The sequence below is a fragment of the Pantoea sp. C8B4 genome (assembly GCF_051336905.1).
In the GTDB taxonomy this organism is placed as follows: domain Bacteria; phylum Pseudomonadota; class Gammaproteobacteria; order Enterobacterales; family Enterobacteriaceae; genus Pantoea; species Pantoea rwandensis_B.
This window is the reverse complement of record NZ_JBGMNK010000009.1, coordinates 174,311-192,335: the sequence shown is the minus strand read 5'-3', so window position 1 is coordinate 192,335 and position 18,025 is coordinate 174,311. Positions and strand designations below refer to the sequence as shown.

Sequence of the window (18,025 nt, the reverse complement as noted above, 5' to 3'; positions counted from 1 at the left end):
AATGATTGGGCAACTCAATTTTGCAGATCTCTGGCCGCACTGGCCAGAGTTGCTGGCAGGGCTGTGGGTCACGATTCAGATAACGGTTCTCGCCACGGTGGGCGGGGTGAGTCTGGGGATTCTCGGCGCGGCACTGCGCAGTGGTAAACCGAGCTGGGCGAGTCGCATCTGGGGCGTTTATGTCGAACTGATCCGTAATACGCCATTTGTGGTACAGCTGTTTTTTATCGTCTTTGGTTTGCCCAATCTTGGTCTGAAACTGACGGCGGGCGAAGCAGCGCTGCTGGCGATGTTGATTAACCTCGGCGCTTACAGCACCGAAATTATTCGTGCCGGCATTCAGGTGACGCCGAAAGGGCAATGGGAAGCGGGCCGTGTGCTGGGGTTGACCCGCACGCAGACCTTTATCCGCGTGGTACTGCCGCCGTCGCTGCAACGTATTTATCCGGCGCTGGTCAGCCAGTGCATCATTGTGATGCTGGGTTCATCGGTGGTGTCGCAGGTGTCGTACGAAGAGCTGACCTTCGCCGCCAACCTGATTCAGTCACGTACTTTCTTGAGTTTTGAAGTCTATCTGGTGACCACGTTGATCTACCTGGCGTTGTCGATTGCCATGCGACAGCTGCTGCTGGCGCTGGGGCGTAAATGGTTTGGAGCGCAGCCCGCATGACAACCTTTACTGACTGGGACATCCTGCGCAACCTGCTGCTGGCGGCGCGCTGGACGATTTTACTGTCGCTGGTGGCCTTTTTCGGCGGCACGCTGGTGACCTTGCCATTGCTGTTTTTGCGTCTGCTGAAACGCCCATGGCTGACGCGTTTGATTCGCTGTTACACCGAGCTGTTTCAGGGCACGCCACTGCTGATGCAGCTGTTCCTTGCCTTCTTTGGCGTCGGACTGTTTGGCATTGATGTGGCGCCCTGGACCGCCGCTTCGCTGGCATTAACCTTCTACACCAGCGCATTTTTGGTGGATATCTGGCACGGCAGTATTCGTGCGCTGCCGAAAGGCCAGTGGGAAGCCTCTCGCTGCCTCGGCCTGACTTTTGGTCAAACGCTGTTTCGCGTCGTGGCACCACAGGCGATTCGCATCGCCATCGCGCCGACCGTGGGCTTTGCCGTTCAGGTGATTAAAGGCACCGCGCTGGCATCGATTATCGGTTTCGTCGAGCTGACTAAAGCCGGCACTATTTTGAACAATGTGACGTATCAGCCCTTTAAGGTATTTGGCCTGGTGGCGCTGGGTTACTTCCTGATGTGTTATCCGCTGTCGCGTTACAGCCAGTACCTGGAGAAAAAATTCAATGCCGCTCATCACCATTAATCAGGTCCAGAAGTACTACGGCGACAACCACGTTCTGAAAGGTGTCGATCTGGATATCGACAACGGCGAGGTGATTTCGATCATCGGCCGCAGCGGCTCGGGCAAAAGTACCTTGCTGCGCTGCATGAACGGATTGGAAGGCTACCAGGAAGGCAGCATCAAACTCGGCGGTATGACGATCACCGACCGTGAATCACAGGCGCGTGAAATCAGCCGCTCGGTGGGCATGGTGTTCCAGAACTTCAACCTGTTCCCGCACATGACCGCGCTGGAAAACGTGATGCTGGCGCCGCGTCGGGTACTGAAGAAAAGCGAAACTGAATGCCGCGAACTGGCGACGCAGATGCTGGAAAAGGTCGGCCTTGGCGAACGCATTAACTACTACCCGGCCAATTTATCCGGTGGACAACAACAGCGCGTGGCGATTGCCCGTGCGCTGGCGATGCAGCCGAAAGTATTACTCTGTGACGAGATCACCTCGGCGCTCGATCCTGAACTGGTGGGCGAAGTGCTGAAGGTGCTGGAACAGCTGGCTGCCGAAGGCATGACCTTGATCCTCGTTACCCATGAAATGAACTTCGCCCGTGATGTGGGCGATCGCGTGGTGTTTATGCATCAGGGGCGCGTCTGGGAGCAGGGCGACAGCAAAACGCTGTTTGCCAATCCGCAGACCGCCGAGCTTAAACAGTTTATCTCCACCGTCCGTCTTTAAGTCTTCAAAAGGAATAGCACATGGATATCAGTCAGTTTTCGCAAATTAATCCACCACAACGCCTGCTGATGGGGCCTGGTCCTATCAACGCCGATCCGCGTGTCCTGCGCGCCATGTCGAGCCAGCTGCTGGGGCAATACGATCCGGCGATGACGCACTACATGAATGAAGTGATGGCGCTGTATCGTGGTGTATTTCGTACCGAAAACCGCTGGACCATGTTGATTGACGGCACCTCGCGCGCCGGTATCGAAGCGATTCTGCTCTCGGCTATCCGTCCGGGCGACAAAGTGCTGGTGCCGGTGTTTGGCCGCTTTGGTCATCTGCTGTGTGAGATTGCCCGCCGCTGCCGCGCCGAAGTGCACACTATTGAAGTGCCGTGGGGCGAAGTATTCACCCCTGACCAAATTGAAGACGCGATCAAAAAAGTGCAGCCACGCCTGCTGCTGACGGTGCAGGGCGATACCTCCACCACCATGCTGCAGCCGCTGGAACAACTCGGTGCCATCTGCCAGAAATATGGCGTGCTGTTCTACACCGATGCCACCGCTTCACTGGGCGGTAACGTGCTGGAAACCGATGCCTGGGGGCTGGATGCGGTCTCTGCCGGTATGCAGAAGTGCCTTGGCGGTCCGTCGGGCACTTCGCCGATTACCCTCAGCCCGCAGATGGAAGCGGTGATCCGCAAACGTAAGTGTGTGGAAGAGGGCATCCGTACCGCGGATCATCAGGATGGCGATGAGGAGATGATCTACTCCAACTATTTCGATCTCGGCATGATCATGGATTACTGGGGGCCGGAGCGTCTGAACCACCATACCGAAGCCACCACCGCGCTGTTTGGTGCGCGTGAGTGCGCGCGTTTGATGATGCAGGAAGGGCTGGATAAAGGCATTGCACGTCATAAGTTGCATGGCGAGGCGATGCTGAAAGGTATTCAGGGCATGGGCCTCGAAACCTTTGGTGACCTGAAGCACAAGATGAACAACGTCCTCGGTGTGGTGATCCCGCAGGGCGTGAATGGCGATCAGGTGCGTAAATTGGTGCTGGAAGATTTTGGTATTGAGATCGGCACCTCGTTTGGCCCGCTGCACGGCAAAGTGTGGCGCATCGGCACTATGGGCTACAACGCGCGCAAAGATTGCGTGATGCAAACCCTGAGCGCGCTGGAAGCGGTATTGAACCATGTGGGTTACCGTTCGACACAAGGCGCGGCCATGCAGGCGGCGTGGGATCATTACGGGAGCCACGCATGAGCAACAGCCTGATGACCGCCAGCGAGGCGCAGTCCGCCGCTGCCCGCGTCATGGCACGCTGCGATGCCCTGGCTGAAATCAGTGAAAGTGAGGATGGCCTGACGCGTGTCTATCTCTCGTCTGAACAGGTCCGCGCCAACGCCCGGGTGGCAGAATGGATGCAGGCGGCCGGCATGACCACCTGGCAAGATGCTGTGGGCAATATCTGCGGTCGTTATGAGTCTGCTGAACCCGGCGCACAGGCGCTGCTGCTGGGCTCTCATCTGGACACGGTGCGCAATGCCGGGCGCTATGACGGCATGTTGGGTGTGCTGAGTGCCATTGAAACCGTACAGTGGCTGCACGATCGTCAGCTGCGCTTACCGCTGGCGATTGAGATTGTCGGGTTCGGCGATGAAGAGGGCACACGCTTTGGCATCACGCTGTTGGGCAGCCGGGGTATTACCGGCACATGGCCCGAGAGTTGGGTAACGCATCCGGATGGAAACGGTATAACTGTGGCGGAAGCGATGCAGGATCTCGGTCTGGACGCTGCCAACATTTTGCAGGCGGCACGCGATGTCAACGACATTGCGGCTTACCTCGAGCTGCACATTGAACAAGGGCCGTGTCTGGAACAGGAAGATCTGGCGCTTGGCGTGGTGACCGCGATTAACGGCGCGCGTCGTTTGAATTGCAGCTTTATCGGTGAAGCGGGCCACGCTGGCACGGTGCCGATGACCCATCGTAAAGACGCACTGGCCGCCGCCGCAGAGTGGATGGGGTTTGTTGAACACACCACCGCCGAGCAAGATCCACAACTGGTGGCCACGGTCGGCACCCTGAGCTGTTTGCCGGGCGCAGTGAATGTTATCCCCGGTGAAGTGCAGTTTTCACTGGATGTGCGTGGGCCGCAGGATGAGCCGCTGGAGCGCCTGTTGTCCGTGCTGCTGACACAAGCCGAAGCGATTGCCTTGCGGCGTGGACTGACTTTTACCGCCAGCGAGTATTACCGTATTGCGGCAACCGCCTGTGATGCACGTTTGCAACAGGCGCTGAGCCACGCGGTGGAAACGGTGCAGGGCCGCAGCGTTTCTTTGCCAAGCGGCGCAGGGCACGACGCGATTGCGATCGCCGATCGCTGGCCTGTGGGTATGTTGTTCGTGCGCAACCATCGCGGTATTAGCCATCATCCAGCCGAGTCCGTGCAGGTAGCGGATGTGGCGCTGGGCGTGCAGGCTTATCTGCAAGCGATCAACGATCTGGCACAGGCTTAAGGAGCCGTTGCATGGAGTTAGCGGTGTTTAACGATGCCACGCCCAATGAGGCACACACAGCGATAGCCCACTGCGTGGCGATTCCTGACTGGCAGCAGGCGCTGGTGGCCGCACGGCCTTTCGCCGATGTTTCAGCGCTCTATAAGACCGCTGAAACGCTGGCAAAGCGCTGGCAAGGTGCCGAACTGGAACAGGCATTACGCGCGCACCCACGTATTGGTGAAAAAGCCGCGGGCGCGGGCAAAGAGGCAGTATTGTCACGCAATGAGCAGTCGGCGATGCAGCAGGCCGATGGCGCGCTGCAATTTGCCATGCTGGCGGGCAATCAATCCTATGAACAGCGCTTCAGCCGGGTGTTTTTGATTCGCGCCAAGGGACGCAGTGGCGAGGAGATGCTGGCGGAATTGCAGCGCAGGCTCAACAATGATGCAGAGACAGAGCAGCAGGAAGCGCTGACGCAACTGCGTGAAATCACCCTGTTACGGCTTAAGGAGAGCATTGTATGAGCACCATTACCACTCACATTCTGGATACCGCGCTGGGTAAACCCGCCATCGGCGTGGCCATATCCCTGGAGCAGAACAGCCCGGAAGGTTGGTTGCCGATCGCGGAGGGTGAAACCGATAGCGATGGCCGTATCAAGGATTTAACGCCTGAGCCGTTGGCGCCAGGCCATTATCGATTGACCGCAGAGATCGGTGACTATTTCGCTGCTGACGGACGCGATGCGCTGTACGTCAGTGCACAGATTGATTTTGTGATCGGTTCGGCAGGCAGCCATTATCATCTGCCGTTCCTGATCTCACCGTGGTCGTGGTCAACCTATCGCGGCAGCTAATTTAGTCACGGCCACCCTAAATGGCGGCCCTGCAAGACTCCAATGACTGCAGGGCGCGCATTTCGGTACACCTGGCTGCAAACAACACCTGTTTTGATGACTCATTCATGCACACTTGGCTGCAAACGTTACCTGTTTAATGACGCATTCATGCACACCTGGCTGCAAACGATACCTGTTTTGATGACTCATTCATGCACACCTGGCTGTAAACGACACCTGTTTTAATGACGCATTTATGCGTAGCCGGCCGCGAATGACACCTGTCTTAGTGACGAAATTATGCGCAATTGGCGATGTGCCCCTACTTTTTGTGCGCCATGTCACACGCTGCGCTTGAAAGACAGTAACTATCAAAACCTTCGGTTCATCCAAATATATTCTTTCACAAGGTACGGTTATCTTTACCGGACAATGTGAAGCAAACGGAGCCGAAAAATGAGCACGCACGACAATAACGATAATGCAGCAGCGTCAGGTAAGTGCCCCTTTCATCACGGGGCGTCTGAAGAAAAAAGCGTACTGGCACGTGGCGCGGGGAGCGGAACAACCAACCGCGACTGGTGGCCAAATATGTTACGTGTCGACCTGTTAAATCAGCACTCCAACCGTTCCAATCCCCTCAGTGAAAACTTCAACTACCGCGACGAGTTCAGCAAGCTGGATTACCCGGCGTTAAAAGCGGATATCCGCGCTATTCTGACCGACTCTCAATCCTGGTGGCCAGCCGACTGGGGCAGCTATATTGGGCTGTTCATTCGCATGGCGTGGCACAGTGCCGGTACTTACCGCACCGTGGATGGTCGTGGCGGTTCCGGCCGTGGGCAGCAGCGTTTCGCGCCCCTTAACTCCTGGCCAGACAACGTGAGCCTCGATAAAGCACGTCGCCTGCTGTGGCCGGTAAAACAGAAATACGGTCAGAAAATTTCCTGGGCCGACCTCTATATCCTGGCGGGTAACGTCTCGCTGGAAAATGCCGGCTTCCGCACCTTTGGTTTTGGTGCCGGGCGTGAAGACGTGTGGGAACCGGATCTGGATGTGGATTGGGGTAACGAAACTGAATGGCTGGCGCATCGCCACCCTGAAAGTCTTGCCAATGCGCCGGTGGGTGCCACCGAAATGGGCCTGATTTACGTCAACCCGGAAGGCCCGGAAGCCAGTGGCGATCCAAAATCAGCTGCGCCAGCGATTCGTGCCACCTTTGGCAATATGGGCATGAACGATGAAGAGATCGTCGCGCTGATTGCCGGTGGTCATACATTGGGTAAAACGCACGGTGCGGCTGCCGCCAGCCATGTGGGTGTTGATCCAGAAGCCTCGCCACTGGAAGCGCAGGGCCTCGGCTGGAGCAGCAGCTACGGCAGCGGTGCCGGTGCGGATGCGATCACCTCCGGCCTGGAAGTGGTGTGGACGCAGACGCCGACTCAGTGGAGCAACTACTTCTTCGAGAACCTTTTCAAATACGAATGGGTACAGACACACAGCCCAGCAGGCGCGATCCAGTTCGAAGCGGTGGATGCGGAAGCGATCATTCCAGACCCGTTCGATCCCGAGAAAAAGCGCAAGCCCACCATGCTGGTGACCGATCTGACGCTGCGTTTTGACGAAGAGTTCGGCAAGATCTCTCGCCGCTTCCTCAACGATCCGCAGGCGTTCAATGAAGCCTTTGCCCGCGCCTGGTTCAAACTGACCCACCGCGATATGGGGCCAAAAGCGCGTTACATCGGCCCTGAAGTGCCGAAGGAAGATTTGATTTGGCAGGATCCGTTGCCAGCGGCAACACATAAACCAGGCGCTGATGACATCACTGATCTGAAAGCAAAAATTGCGGCTTCAGGTTTAAGTGCTAGCCAACTGGTCTCTGCTGCCTGGGCATCTGCTTCCACTTTCCGTGGCGGTGACAAACGTGGCGGCGCCAACGGTGCACGTCTGGCACTGGCACCGCAAAACGGTTGGGCAGTGAATGCCAGCGTGATTCACGATGTGCTGCCAACCCTGCAAAAAATTCAGCAGGAGTCTGGTAAAGCGTCGCTGGCGGATGTGATCGTTCTGGCCGGCAGCGTGGGTATTGAAATGGCTGCCGCAGCGGCGGGTGTGGCGGTGCAAGTGCCCTTTACGCCAGGCCGTGTCGATGCGCGTCAGGACCAAACTGAGGTTGAGTCATTCGATGTGCTGCAACCGCTGGCTGATGGTTTCCGTAACTATCGTCGTATCGCAGGTGGCTCATCCACCGAAACCTTGTTGCTGGATAAAGCACAACAACTGACGCTGAGCGCACCGGAATTAACCGTGCTGCTGGGTGGTCTGCGCGTGCTGGGCACCAACTTCGATGGTAGTCAGCACGGTGTGTTCACCGATCGTGTCGGCGTACTGAGCAATGACTTCTTCGTCAATCTGCTGGATATGCGCACCGCATGGCGCGCTACCGATGAGAGCGCCGAACTGTTCGAAGGCCGCGATCGTGCCAGTGGTGCAGTGAAATACAGCGCCACGCGCGCCGACCTGGTGTTTGGTTCCAACGCCATCCTACGTGCACTGGCCGAAGTCTATGCCAGCAGCGATGCCAAACAGAAGTTCGTCAATGACTTCGTGGCAGCCTGGACCAAGGTGATGAATCTGGATCGCTTCGAGCTGTAATCAAACTCAAGCCGCAGCGTTCACACGTTGCGGCTTTTTCTGTTTAATCTTCGCGAAAGGCTTCGAAGGGTAGTTTAAAACGTTTTGCCAGCGCCGCTTTATGCTTATCCGTTAGCTTACGCTCACCTCTCAAAATACGGCTAACATAAGAACGCTGACCAATTTCCTGAATGAATGATGATTGGTTTAAATCGTGTTGATCCATCAATACACGCAGCAGCGCGATTCCGCCCGGCAGGGTTTTAACGCGTGCATTGAAGGCTGCAAACTCCGGCGCATGCTCTTCATATTTCGCGACTTTATCTGCCAGCATATCAATCAATGGATGAGAAGGCTGATGCTCAACCAAATACTCAACCAGCTCTAACGCTTGCTCATAATCTGCTTTCGATTGACTACCGCCAAGCAGGGGGACGGCTTTGATGAGGTTATCTGAGGCCTGAATAGCTTCGGCGATCATTCTTTGTTCTCCCGATAGAACTTAACCCATTTATCGTATTCAGCATGAGTACTGATGTGCTTAATGAAAATACGTCCAGCGATGAAGTCGGCAAAAAACATCAACCTAAGATTGTTGCCACCAATATTGATCACCCACCATTTCACCCGATACTTCATTCGATCCAGGCTTGGAAAAAAGTGCTTAAGTGCTTCAGGGTCGGAAAAATCTCTGCCATGTAGAGTCCGATAAGTGGCATCCAGTGCTGCTGCATCATTGGGGAAGCGTAATGCCGCTTCAGCAAACATCTTCCTTGAAATAACGTGCATCATTCCCTCGACATGTTCCAACATGGAAACATTGTAGTCGAAGATTGTCGTGTTTCCAATGTGGAAACAAAATAAAAAAAGAGTGATAAAGCCGCGTCAGAGAGACGCGGCAAGACATTTACTTCAACGTATACCCATCGGCATCGCGCCACGCTGGGAAGCGATCGCGGTAGGCTTGCAGATCGTCCAGTGACAGCTCCGCATCCAGCCGGGCGCGGGCAAAAGGTTCGCCAGCGGCGAGTATCTCACCGAGCGGTGAAATAATCCGGCTGTCTCCACTGTATTGATGGCTATTGCCGTCGCTGCCGACACGGTTACAACCAGCGACATACGCCTGATTTTCAATCGCACGGGCCATCAGCAAAGACTGCCAGTGCAGTGCACGTGGTGCTGGCCAGTTGGCAACATAGAGCGCCAGATCGTAATCATTGTGATTGCGTGAGAACACCGGGAAACGCAGGTCGTAACAAATCTGCGGCAGAATACGCCAGCCTCGCCAGGTGAACACTTCTCGTGTATCGCCCGCAACATAGTGCTCATGCTCATTCGCCATGCGGAACAGATGGCGTTTGTCGTATTGATGCACGGTGCCATTCGGCTCAACCAGCAGAAAACGGTTCACGGCGCCTTTTTCGGTCTGGATGGCTGCGCTGCCACCGACCAGCGCATTGCTGGTTTTCGCATGGCCGTGCAGCCATTCAATGACCTGTTGCTGTGGCAGCGAACTCTCCGCTGCTTCCATGGCAAAACCCGTGGTGAACATTTCAGGCAGCAGAATCAGATCGCGACCTTCAATGCCTTTCAATACGCCATCGAAGTGATGCAGGTTGGCTTCGCCATCCATCCAGCTCAGGGTTTCCTGCAGAACGGTAATTTTTAAAGCTGACATAAGCGCTCCGCTGCGGCGATAAGTGTCGCGGGTTGTTTGGCAAAGCACAGGCGAATCAGCTTGTGCGGGAACGGATCGGCACAGAATACCGACAGCGGAATGGCTGCCACGCCAACTTCTTTGGTTAGCCACTGGCAGAAACTGACGTCATCCAGATCGGAAATGGCGCTGTAATCCAGCAGCACAAAGTAAGTGCCTTCGCACGGCAACACCCTGAAGCGGCTACCCGACAATGCATCAACCAGGCAATCGCGGCGTTCGCGATAGAAGGCGGGCAGGTCACGATAGTGTTCTGGCTCCTGACGCAGCATGTCGGCAATCGCCAGCTGCGCCGGGGTATTGACCGAAAAAGTCAGATACTGATGTACTTTACGGATTTCGGCGCTGATCGCTGCTGGTGCAACACAGTAGCCCACTTTCCATCCGGTCATATGGAAGGTTTTGCCAAACGAAGAGACGGCAATGGCACGCTGGCGTAACTCGGCATGCGCTAACACGCTGGCGTGGCCCTCTGCATCAAAACAGATGTGTTCGTAGACTTCATCGCTTAGCACATAGATTTCCTGCTCAGCGATCGCCTGCCATAACTCGGCATAATCGCTTTTACGCCACACGGTCGCAGAAGGGTTGTGCGGCGTATTCAGAATCACTAAACGGGTTTTCGCGCTCAGCAGGCTGCGGAATTCGCTCCAGTCCACGCGGAATTCCGGTGGCTGCAATGCAATACGTTTCAGCACGCCGCCGGCCAGTTGAACAGCAGGCGCGTAACTGTCGTAGCTGGGATCGAAGCAGATCACTTCATCGCCCGGACGCACCAGCGCCGTAATGGCGGCATACAGCGCTTCGGTCGCGCCCGCGGTCACGGTGATATCGTTGTTAACATCGGGCGTGTGACCGTAAAGCTCAGCGGTTTTATCGGCAATCGCTTCACGCAGGGGTAACACACCGATCATCGGCGCATATTGGTTTGCGCCCTGGCTCACATGATAGGCCAGACGATCCTGTAAATATTGCGGGCCGTCAAAATCCGGAAAACCCTGTGATAAATTGATGGCGTTGAACTGCGCGGCAAGGGCGCTCATTTGCGTGAAAATCGTGGTGCCGAGTGCCGGTAATTTGCTCTCGGGAGTCAGGTTGAGCTGCGTCATTATTTAGTGGCCTTAAGCGCGAATGTCGATGCGGAGAAACCCTGTGTTGCTGCCACTCTACACAGGATGCTAATATTTGGCAATCGAGACGCTTAGACGTCTAAACCTATCAGCGGAGCCTCACCTTCACTATGACGGATTTTCTCCCACTGGAACATTTAGTGGCCGCCTGCCACTGGATTGGCGCAAAAGGCTGGGCACCCGCTACCGGCGGTAACATGTCGGTGCGTCAGAACGCGGAATACTGCCTGCTCAGCGCATCGGGTAAAGATAAAGGTAGCCTGACACGTGATGACTTCATTCAGGTTGAGATCGCCACCAACAGCGTGCCTTCCGGGCGCAAACCGTCGGCGGAAACCGGGCTGCATACCTTAATTTATCGTCTGTTTCCGCAAGCGGGTGCCGTGCTGCATACTCATACGGTGAACTCCACTGTGTTGTCGCGCGTGGAGCGTGGAAGCGCATTACTGCTGAGCGGTTATGAGATGCAGAAAACCCTCGCGGGCCAGGAGACGCATCTCAATACCGTTGCGATTCCCCTGTTTGATAACGACCAGGATATTGATGCACTGGCGCAGCGCATTGAAGCGTTTGCTGCCGAGACGCCGTTGCAGCATGGCTTCCTGCTACGTGGCCATGGCTTAACCTGCTGGGGCAAAGACGTCAACGAAGCGCGCCGCCACCTGGAAGGGCTGGAATTCCTGTTTGAATGTGAACTGCAACGTCGACTGCTGGAGACCCAATGATTCGCGCGATTGTTACTGATATTGAAGGCACCACCAGTGATATTCAGTTTGTGCACAATGTCCTGTTTCCTTATGCACGTCAGCATCTGGCAGCCTTCGTGCGGGATAACCAAACGGATGAGAAGGTGGTTGCGGCGCTAAACGCAGTGCGTGAAGAGTCAGCGGCGCCACAAGCATCGCTGGATGACCTCATCGCCACGCTGATCGGTTTTATCGATGAAGATCGCAAATCGCCCGGTTTAAAAGCGCTGCAGGGGATGATCTGGCGTGCGGGTTACGTTGAAGGTCAGTTCACCGGCCATCTTTATCCCGATGTGCTGCCTGCTTTTGAACGCTGGCAGCAACAGGGGATTGCTCTGTATGTTTATTCCTCGGGATCGGTGCCTGCGCAGAAACTGTTATTTGGCTACAGCGATGAAGGTGATTTAACCTCGCTGTTTAGCGGCTATTTTGATACCGCGGTGGGCGCCAAGCGTGAAACCCAGTCGTATCACAACATCGCCGAACACATTGGCCTGGCACCCTCTTCGTTGCTGTTCCTGTCAGATATCCATCAGGAACTGGATGCCGCGGCACAAGCAGGCTGGCACACATTGCAGTTAATTCGTGGTGAGGCCGATAACGCCAGTCGCCATCACCAGGTAAACGATTTTTCGCAGATTAATCCGGAGTCGATTTAACATGAGTGCACTGACAATTTTTAGCGATACCGAATCCAGCCAGCCACTGTGGCACAGTACCGATGCCGAGGCGATTCGCGAGCGCCTGAACGCCAAAAACGTTCGGTTTGAGCGTTGGGAAGCGGATCGCGATCTGGGTAACGACCCTGACGCTGAAACGGTGATTAAAGCCTATCAGCACGCGATCGATCGTCTGGTGGCAGAGAAAGGCTATCAGAGTTGGGATGTGTTGAGCATGCGTGCTGACAATCCTAACAAGCAGGTGTTGCGCGAGAAGTTCCTGAATGAACACACGCACAGCGAAGATGAAGTGCGTTTCTTCGTCGAAGGGTCTGGTCTGTTTTGCCTGCATATTGGCAATGAGGTTTACCAGATTCTATGCGAGAAGAATGATCTGATTTCAGTACCTGAAGGCACGGCACACTGGTTTGACATGGGCTCTGAACCGCACTTTACTGCGATTCGTATTTTCGATAATCAGGAAGGCTGGATCGCCAACTTTACCGGCGACAAAATTGCGGATGCTTATCCTCGTCTGGCATAACGCGCTGTGCGCGTAAACCCGCACACGACAAAATGGAATAAGCCATTGAAAGGTCACTCTTCAGGGTGCATCTGACAACATAGGGCTCGTCCTCATAAGGTCGCCATTGATGGCGACCTTTTCAATTCTGGCGCACCGTAAACACAGGATGCGCCATCTGGCGCACCCTTAAGGCTGAAAAATTCCTTCCTTAACCTGCTCTGGCGTCACGACGCCGGTATCCAACACCCAACCACTGATCAGTGCAGCTGGGGTGACATCAAATGCCGGATTGAAGACCACCGCGTTATCCGGTGCCCACTGCACACTACCAAAACTGCCGGATACGCCGGTGACTTCACTGGCTGCACGCTGCTCAATCGGGATGGCATCGCCGTTCGGGCATTGACGATCCAGCGTGGTGTGCGGCGCCGCCACATAGAACGGAATGCCGTGATAGTGCGCCAGTACCGCCAGGCTGTAGGTGCCGATTTTGTTCGCCACGTCGCCGTTAGCGGCAATGCGGTCTGCGCCGACCCAAATCGCATCGACCACGCCGCGCGCCATTAAACTTGCAGCCATCGAATCGGTGATCAACTGGTAGGGAATGTGCAGCTCGCCCAGTTCCCACGCGGTTAAACGACCGCCCTGCAGCAGTGGTCGCGTCTCATCCACCCAGACGTTTTTCACTAATCCTTGCTGATGGGCATGCGCAATCACGCCCAGTGCTGTACCCACGCCTGCGGTGGCGAGACCGCCGGTATTACAGTGCGTCAGAAGCTGGCTGCCCGGCTTGACCAGAGCGCTACCGGCGCGGGCAATGTTGTCACACAGCTGCTTATCTTCTGCCACCAGCCGCAGCGCTTCGGCGCTCAGGGCGTTGATGTGATCGCTCTCCGCCAGCGCAATCTTCATCCGATCCAGATTGTTCATCAGGTTGACGGCAGTTGGGCGCGATGCACGCAACACCTCCAGCGCTTCCGCCAATGCCGCGCGGGTGACACCTTGCTCGCCCAGCAGCGCCAGCAGCAAGCTGGCTGAAAGGCCAATCAGCGGGGCGCCGCGCACGCGCAGCGCATGGATGTGATCAACCAACTGCGTCACAGTGTGCGCAGGCAGCCAGTTTTGTTGTTGTGGCAGCGCTTGCTGGTCGAGGATCCACAGTTGATTATCGCGGACCTCAAGACTGGTGGTACGAAGTGTTTGCATGGTGTGAAATCCCTGTTGCGTTAATAGCGGCTATTGTGCCAACATGCGTGACGGATGTATAGACGTCCAAACGGCTTATTACTATCGAATGTCGAGGAACAGGCAATGTCGCAATACCGTACCTTCACCGCTGCTGATGCGGTGGAATATGCTAAAAAATTTGGCGGTGTGGACGATCCGTCAGCGCTGGTCAGCGCAGAAGAGATCGGCGATGGCAATCTCAACCTGGTGTTCAAGATTTTCGATAACCAAGGACAGAGCCGCGTGGTGGTGAAACAGGCACTGCCCTATGTGCGTTGCGTGGGTGAGTCCTGGCCGTTAACGCTGGATCGCGCGCGCCTCGAAGCGCAGACGCTGGTTGAGCACTATAAACATTGCCCAGAGCACACGGTTAACGTCACCCATTACGATGCCGAACTGGCGGTGATGGTGATGGAAGATCTCTCCAGCCATCGCATCTGGCGCGGCGAGCTGGTGAAAGGGGCTTACTACCCTGAAGCGGGGCGTCAGCTGGGCGAATATCTGGCGCAGACGCTGTTCCATACTTCTGATTTTTTCCTGCATCCGCACAAGAAAAAGGCCGAAGTCGCGCGTTTCATCAACCCGGAAATGTGCGAAATCACCGAAGACCTGTTCTTCAACGATCCCTTTATCGATCACGAGCGTAATAAATACCCGGCGGCACTGGAGCCGTTGGTGGTCAGCCTGCGCACTGACGATGCGCTGAAAATCGCGGTGGCCGGGCTGAAGCACCGCTTCTTTGCGGATGCCGAAGCGCTGCTGCACGGCGATGTGCACAGCGGCTCAATTTTCGTGGCCGATGGTAGCCTGAAGGTGATCGATGCGGAGTTTGGCTATTTCGGTCCGATTGGCTTTGATGTCGGCAGCGCGATTGGTAATCTGCTGATTAACTACTGCTGCCTGCCTGGCTTGCTGGCCCCGCGTGAAGCGGCAGAAGGGCGTGAACGTCGTCTGAGCGATGCGCATGAAGTCTGGACGCAGTTCTCCAGCCGCTTCCTTGAACTGGCACACGCCAAAACCTCTGATGTGGCGCTGGCGTATCCGGGATATGCGGAAGCCTTCCTGCGCAAAGTATGGAGCGACACCATTGGTTATTGCGGCACGGAACTGATTCGTCGCACTGTGGGCATGTCTCACGTGGCCGACTTCAAACAGATCGCCGATGAGACCATGCGGACAGAATGCATTCGCAGTTGCATCACGCTGGGCCGTACGTTGATTCTCGCTGCAGATCATATTGCGGATGTCGACGCGCTGATTGCGCGCATTCGTCAGGCGGGGTAAGTCAGGCTTCAATCTTATAACCGTGCCATTTACTGCGCGCTTTGGCCGCGAAACCGCTATGTGTATGCGGGATAAGTTATGCCTGGCCCCATCAAAAAAGCCTCCGTCAGGAGGCTTTTTCGTGTTACGCGGCTTCACTGGCGCGCGTGGCGCCTTTATCCTGCGGCTTCGGTGAGGCCAGTGCCTCCGGCACAAACTCATCGACGTTGATGGCTTTGAGACGGCTGGCTTCAGCGCGCGTCAGTACTTTGGCTTCGTTCTCATCGATCCAGCCCTCTTTCAACGCACGCTGTGCCAGCGCATCCAGACGGGTAAACGACAGATGTTTTTTCTGCTGCTGGCAAAGACGTTCATGAATCACTTCTGCGGCCATCACATCCTGCAGTGCCTGCTCCAGTTGGCCTGCTGGATTGTGTTCGCTTGGCGTCAGGTACATGCCACGGCCCAGACGAGTACGGGTGGCTGATGGCAGTTGCAACAGCTTCGCCAGTTTATGATCCAGTTTGTCAGACGGTGCCGGGCAGTGTTTGCCACCGGCGAAAATCACCATGCGCAGCGCGCCTGCCACCAGACGATTAGGGAAGTTACGCAGCAGGTCATCCATCGCCACCTCAGCCTGATGCAGCGCATCCTGCACGCCCCAGTGCACCAGTGGCAGATCGGCTTCATTGCGGCCTTCATCGTCAAAGCGTTTCAGGGTAGCAGAGGCGAGGTACATCTGGCTCAGCACATCCCCCAGACGTGCTGAAATACGTTCACGACGTTTCAGGCTGCCGCCTAACACCGCCATCGACACATCTGACAGCAGTGCCAGGTTGGCGCTCAGGCGGTTGAGCTGCTGATAGTAGCGGCGCGTCACGTCGCGGGTTGGCGACGCGCTGGTGCGGCCGCCGGTTAAACCGAGCCACAGACTGCGCACTTTGTTGCTACCGACATGGCCAATATGGCTGAATAGGGCACGGTCAAAGGCCACCAGATCGTTTTTAGCCGCCGCGTTCATCTCTTCCAGCACCCATGGATGGCAGCGAATCGCGCCCTGGCCAAAGATGATCATGCTGCGTGTCAGGATATTGGCGCCTTCAACGGTAATCGCAATCGGTGCGCCCTGGTAAGCTCGCGCCAGGAAGTTGTTGTCGCCCAGCATAATGCCTTTACCGCCGGCGATATCCATCGCATCGATAATGGCGCGCTGGCCGCGGTGGGTGCAGTGATACTTCACGATAGCGGACAGCACCGCCGGTTTTTCACCCAGCATAATGCCGCTGGTGATAAGCGTAGCCGCCGCATCCATCACGTAGGCGTTACCGGCAATGCGTGCCAGTGGTTCTTCGATCCCTTCCATTTTACCGATAGAGACTTTGAACTGACGACGGATATGCGCATAAGCACCGGTTGCCAGCGCAATGCTCTTCAGGCTACCGGTCGAGTTGGAAGGCAAGGTGATGCCGCGACCGACTGACAGGCATTCAACCAGCATACGCCAGCCCTGACCGGCCATCGACGGGCCACCGATGATGAAATCGATCGGCACGAAAATATCTTTACCGCGTGTTGGACCGTTCTGGAACGGCACGTTAAGCGGGAAGTGGCGATGGCCAATCTCTACGCCCGGCGTTTGCGTCGGGATCAGGGCGCAGGTAATGCCCAGCTCTTCAGTCTCACCCAGCAGATGATCGGGATCGGAGAGTTTAAAGGCCAGGCCGAGCACGGTAGCAATCGGTGCCAGCGTAATGTAACGCTTGTTCCATGTCAGGCGCATGCCCAGCACTTGCTGACCTTGCCATTCGCCCATGCACACCACGCCAGTATCCGGAATGGCACCCGCGTCAGAACCCGCTTCCGGGCTGGTCAGCGCGAAACACGGAATTTCATCACCGCGTGCCAGACGCGGTAAATAGTGATCTTTCTGCTCATCGGTGCCGTAATGCTGCAACAGCTCGCCTGGGCCGAGTGAATTAGGTACACCCACGGTGATCGCCAGGATACCGGAAACACCCGCCAGTTTTTGCAAGACGCGCGCCTGAGCATAGGCGGAGAATTCGAGGCCGCCATACTCTTTCTTAATGATCATGGCGAAGAAGCGATGCTGCTTGAGATACGCCCACAGTTCCGGCGGAAGATCGGCCAGTTCGTGAGTGATCTGGAAATCATTCGCCATACGACAGGCTTCTTCGACCGGCCCTTCGAGGAAGGCTTGTTCCTCTTCCGTCAGACGTGGCTGCGGATAGTTGTGCAGTTTCTGCCAGTCTGGCTTGCCACGAAACAGATCGCCTTCCCACCAGGTCGTACCGGCATCAATCGCTTCCTTTTCCGTACGCGACATCGGCGGCATCACTTTCTGGAAGCTGTGCAGCGCAGGTTTGGAGAACATACTGCGACGCATGGCAGGCAGGTTGAAGGGCAGCAGGATAATCGCCAGTGGCAGCAGCAGCCACGGCGTCCACAGGCCTGCAGCAGCCAGCCCGGCAGTCCATAGCAACAGGACTGCGCTGCTGAGACGCAGCGAAACTTGATGGTAGAAGAGGGCGCTAATGACAATCAGCGTCGCGACAATCGAGGCAAGCAACATAATGAACCGCTCCGTAAGTTGTAAGAGGTCTGACCTGTTATAAGATAAGGTTTAGAGCAGTGGCTGCTTTTTAGCAATCTGTTTACATCGCAATTACAACGGAACTCACAAAATCGCACTCTCTGGACACCAACAGAGCAGGAACGGCAAAGCCTGAGCATTTTTC

General features: G+C 56.0%; 18 protein-coding genes. 12 read left to right on the top strand and 6 right to left on the bottom strand.

Annotated elements, in window-relative coordinates; translation table 11 throughout:
• The first annotated feature begins 1 nt into the window (after position 1).
• From ACCW76_RS13495 to katG, 8 genes are all read left to right on the top strand, one after another.
• On the top strand, positions 2-670 hold the full coding sequence (locus tag ACCW76_RS13495) for an amino acid ABC transporter permease (protein WP_038648825.1): 669 nt from the start codon (positions 2-4) through the stop codon (positions 668-670).
• The gene (locus tag ACCW76_RS13490) at positions 667-1,323 is read left to right on the top strand and encodes an amino acid ABC transporter permease (protein ID WP_058961561.1); all 657 of its coding nucleotides are present in this window, start codon (positions 667-669) and stop codon (positions 1,321-1,323) included. Before ACCW76_RS13495 ends, ACCW76_RS13490 begins: the two co-directional genes overlap by 4 nt.
• Positions 1,304-2,035 carry an amino acid ABC transporter ATP-binding protein gene (locus tag ACCW76_RS13485; protein ID WP_038648820.1) on the top strand — a complete coding sequence of 244 codons (732 nt, stop codon included), beginning with the start codon at positions 1,304-1,306 and terminating at the stop codon, positions 2,033-2,035. The genes ACCW76_RS13490 and ACCW76_RS13485 overlap by 20 nt, the downstream gene beginning before the upstream one ends.
• Before the next feature lie 20 nt (positions 2,036-2,055).
• Positions 2,056-3,291: a pyridoxal-phosphate-dependent aminotransferase family protein gene (locus tag ACCW76_RS13480; protein ID WP_436338762.1), complete on the top strand. Its 1,236-nt coding sequence runs from the start codon at positions 2,056-2,058 to the stop codon at positions 3,289-3,291.
• The gene (hpxK, locus tag ACCW76_RS13475) at positions 3,288-4,547 is read left to right on the top strand and encodes an allantoate amidohydrolase (RefSeq protein ID WP_436338761.1); all 1,260 of its coding nucleotides are present in this window, start codon (positions 3,288-3,290) and stop codon (positions 4,545-4,547) included. Before ACCW76_RS13480 ends, hpxK begins: the two co-directional genes overlap by 4 nt.
• A gap of 11 nt (positions 4,548-4,558) precedes the next feature.
• Entirely contained in the window at positions 4,559-5,053 is a 495-nt protein-coding gene (uraD, locus tag ACCW76_RS13470; protein ID WP_038648810.1) for a 2-oxo-4-hydroxy-4-carboxy-5-ureidoimidazoline decarboxylase, read from the top strand.
• Complete coding sequence (gene uraH, locus ACCW76_RS13465) at positions 5,050-5,385, top strand: hydroxyisourate hydrolase (protein ID WP_097117562.1); 336 nt, start codon at positions 5,050-5,052, stop codon at positions 5,383-5,385. Before uraD ends, uraH begins: the two co-directional genes overlap by 4 nt.
• A 438-nt stretch (positions 5,386-5,823) precedes the next feature.
• Complete coding sequence (gene katG / locus ACCW76_RS13460) at positions 5,824-8,022, top strand: catalase/peroxidase HPI (RefSeq protein WP_436338760.1); 2,199 nt, start codon at positions 5,824-5,826, stop codon at positions 8,020-8,022.
• A gap of 43 nt (positions 8,023-8,065) precedes the next feature.
• On the opposite strand, the gene ACCW76_RS13455 is transcribed toward katG, so the two are convergent.
• From ACCW76_RS13455 to ACCW76_RS13440, 4 genes are all read right to left on the bottom strand, one after another.
• Positions 8,066-8,482 (bottom strand): helix-turn-helix domain-containing protein, encoded by a 417-nt coding sequence (locus tag ACCW76_RS13455; RefSeq protein ID WP_045833868.1) that lies wholly within the window; start codon positions 8,480-8,482, stop codon positions 8,066-8,068.
• The gene (locus ACCW76_RS13450) at positions 8,479-8,790 is read right to left on the bottom strand and encodes a type II toxin-antitoxin system HigB family toxin (protein WP_436338775.1); all 312 of its coding nucleotides are present in this window, start codon (positions 8,788-8,790) and stop codon (positions 8,479-8,481) included. The genes ACCW76_RS13455 and ACCW76_RS13450 overlap by 4 nt, the downstream gene beginning before the upstream one ends.
• A gap of 118 nt (positions 8,791-8,908) precedes the next feature.
• A complete protein-coding gene (locus ACCW76_RS13445) occupies positions 8,909-9,679 on the bottom strand; it encodes an amidohydrolase (protein ID WP_038648801.1) in 771 nt (256 codons plus the stop codon).
• Positions 9,667-10,827 (bottom strand): pyridoxal phosphate-dependent aminotransferase, encoded by a 1,161-nt coding sequence (locus tag ACCW76_RS13440; protein WP_436338759.1) that lies wholly within the window; start codon positions 10,825-10,827, stop codon positions 9,667-9,669. Before ACCW76_RS13440 ends, ACCW76_RS13445 begins: the two co-directional genes overlap by 13 nt.
• Positions 10,828-10,958: 131 nt before the next feature.
• On the opposite strand from ACCW76_RS13440, the gene ACCW76_RS13435 reads away from it, so the two are divergent.
• The 3 genes from ACCW76_RS13435 to ACCW76_RS13425 are packed head-to-tail and all read left to right on the top strand — an operon-like array spanning position 10,959 to position 12,797.
• A complete protein-coding gene (locus tag ACCW76_RS13435; RefSeq protein ID WP_436338758.1) occupies positions 10,959-11,573 on the top strand; it encodes a methylthioribulose 1-phosphate dehydratase in 615 nt (204 codons plus the stop codon).
• Positions 11,570-12,253 (top strand): acireductone synthase, encoded by a 684-nt coding sequence (gene mtnC / locus ACCW76_RS13430; protein WP_034825368.1) that lies wholly within the window; start codon positions 11,570-11,572, stop codon positions 12,251-12,253. The genes ACCW76_RS13435 and mtnC overlap by 4 nt, the downstream gene beginning before the upstream one ends.
• A 1-nt stretch (position 12,254) precedes the next feature.
• Positions 12,255-12,797, top strand: a complete 543-nt coding sequence (locus tag ACCW76_RS13425) for a 1,2-dihydroxy-3-keto-5-methylthiopentene dioxygenase (protein WP_038648791.1) — start codon at positions 12,255-12,257, stop codon at positions 12,795-12,797.
• A gap of 168 nt (positions 12,798-12,965) precedes the next feature.
• On the opposite strand, the gene mtnA is transcribed toward ACCW76_RS13425, so the two are convergent.
• Entirely contained in the window at positions 12,966-13,985 is a 1,020-nt protein-coding gene (gene mtnA / locus ACCW76_RS13420) for an S-methyl-5-thioribose-1-phosphate isomerase (RefSeq protein WP_436338757.1), read from the bottom strand.
• A gap of 105 nt (positions 13,986-14,090) precedes the next feature.
• On the opposite strand from mtnA, the gene mtnK reads away from it, so the two are divergent.
• The gene (gene mtnK / locus ACCW76_RS13415) at positions 14,091-15,290 is read left to right on the top strand and encodes an S-methyl-5-thioribose kinase (RefSeq protein ID WP_045833873.1); all 1,200 of its coding nucleotides are present in this window, start codon (positions 14,091-14,093) and stop codon (positions 15,288-15,290) included.
• Between the two features lie 124 nt (positions 15,291-15,414).
• Here the strand turns inward: mtnK and fadE are convergent, their stop codons facing one another.
• Positions 15,415-17,859, bottom strand: a complete 2,445-nt coding sequence (gene fadE, locus ACCW76_RS13410) for an acyl-CoA dehydrogenase FadE (RefSeq protein WP_436338756.1) — start codon at positions 17,857-17,859, stop codon at positions 15,415-15,417.
• Positions 17,860-18,025: the final 166 nt, after the last annotated feature.

What these genes read in the sequence shown, in the direction of transcription:
- ACCW76_RS13495 (WP_038648825.1), top strand. Translation starts at nt 2, where the DNA reads ATGATTGGGCAACTCAATTTTGCAGATCTCTGGCCGCACTGGCCAGAG.
- ACCW76_RS13490 (WP_058961561.1), top strand. Translation starts at nt 667, where the DNA reads ATGACAACCTTTACTGACTGGGACATCCTGCGCAACCTGCTGCTGGCG.
- ACCW76_RS13485 (WP_038648820.1), top strand. Translation starts at nt 1,304, where the DNA reads ATGCCGCTCATCACCATTAATCAGGTCCAGAAGTACTACGGCGACAAC.
- ACCW76_RS13480 (WP_436338762.1), top strand. Translation starts at nt 2,056, where the DNA reads ATGGATATCAGTCAGTTTTCGCAAATTAATCCACCACAACGCCTGCTG.
- hpxK (WP_436338761.1), top strand. Translation starts at nt 3,288, where the DNA reads ATGAGCAACAGCCTGATGACCGCCAGCGAGGCGCAGTCCGCCGCTGCC.
- uraD (WP_038648810.1), top strand. Translation starts at nt 4,559, where the DNA reads ATGGAGTTAGCGGTGTTTAACGATGCCACGCCCAATGAGGCACACACA.
- uraH (WP_097117562.1), top strand. Translation starts at nt 5,050, where the DNA reads ATGAGCACCATTACCACTCACATTCTGGATACCGCGCTGGGTAAACCC.
- katG (WP_436338760.1), top strand. Translation starts at nt 5,824, where the DNA reads ATGAGCACGCACGACAATAACGATAATGCAGCAGCGTCAGGTAAGTGC.
- ACCW76_RS13455 (WP_045833868.1), bottom strand. Translation starts at nt 8,482, where the DNA reads ATGATCGCCGAAGCTATTCAGGCCTCAGATAACCTCATCAAAGCCGTC.
- ACCW76_RS13450 (WP_436338775.1), bottom strand. Translation starts at nt 8,790, where the DNA reads ATGCACGTTATTTCAAGGAAGATGTTTGCTGAAGCGGCATTACGCTTC.
- ACCW76_RS13445 (WP_038648801.1), bottom strand. Translation starts at nt 9,679, where the DNA reads ATGTCAGCTTTAAAAATTACCGTTCTGCAGGAAACCCTGAGCTGGATG.
- ACCW76_RS13440 (WP_436338759.1), bottom strand. Translation starts at nt 10,827, where the DNA reads ATGACGCAGCTCAACCTGACTCCCGAGAGCAAATTACCGGCACTCGGC.
- ACCW76_RS13435 (WP_436338758.1), top strand. Translation starts at nt 10,959, where the DNA reads ATGACGGATTTTCTCCCACTGGAACATTTAGTGGCCGCCTGCCACTGG.
- mtnC (WP_034825368.1), top strand. Translation starts at nt 11,570, where the DNA reads ATGATTCGCGCGATTGTTACTGATATTGAAGGCACCACCAGTGATATT.
- ACCW76_RS13425 (WP_038648791.1), top strand. Translation starts at nt 12,255, where the DNA reads ATGAGTGCACTGACAATTTTTAGCGATACCGAATCCAGCCAGCCACTG.
- mtnA (WP_436338757.1), bottom strand. Translation starts at nt 13,985, where the DNA reads ATGCAAACACTTCGTACCACCAGTCTTGAGGTCCGCGATAATCAACTG.
- mtnK (WP_045833873.1), top strand. Translation starts at nt 14,091, where the DNA reads ATGTCGCAATACCGTACCTTCACCGCTGCTGATGCGGTGGAATATGCT.
- fadE (WP_436338756.1), bottom strand. Translation starts at nt 17,859, where the DNA reads ATGTTGCTTGCCTCGATTGTCGCGACGCTGATTGTCATTAGCGCCCTC.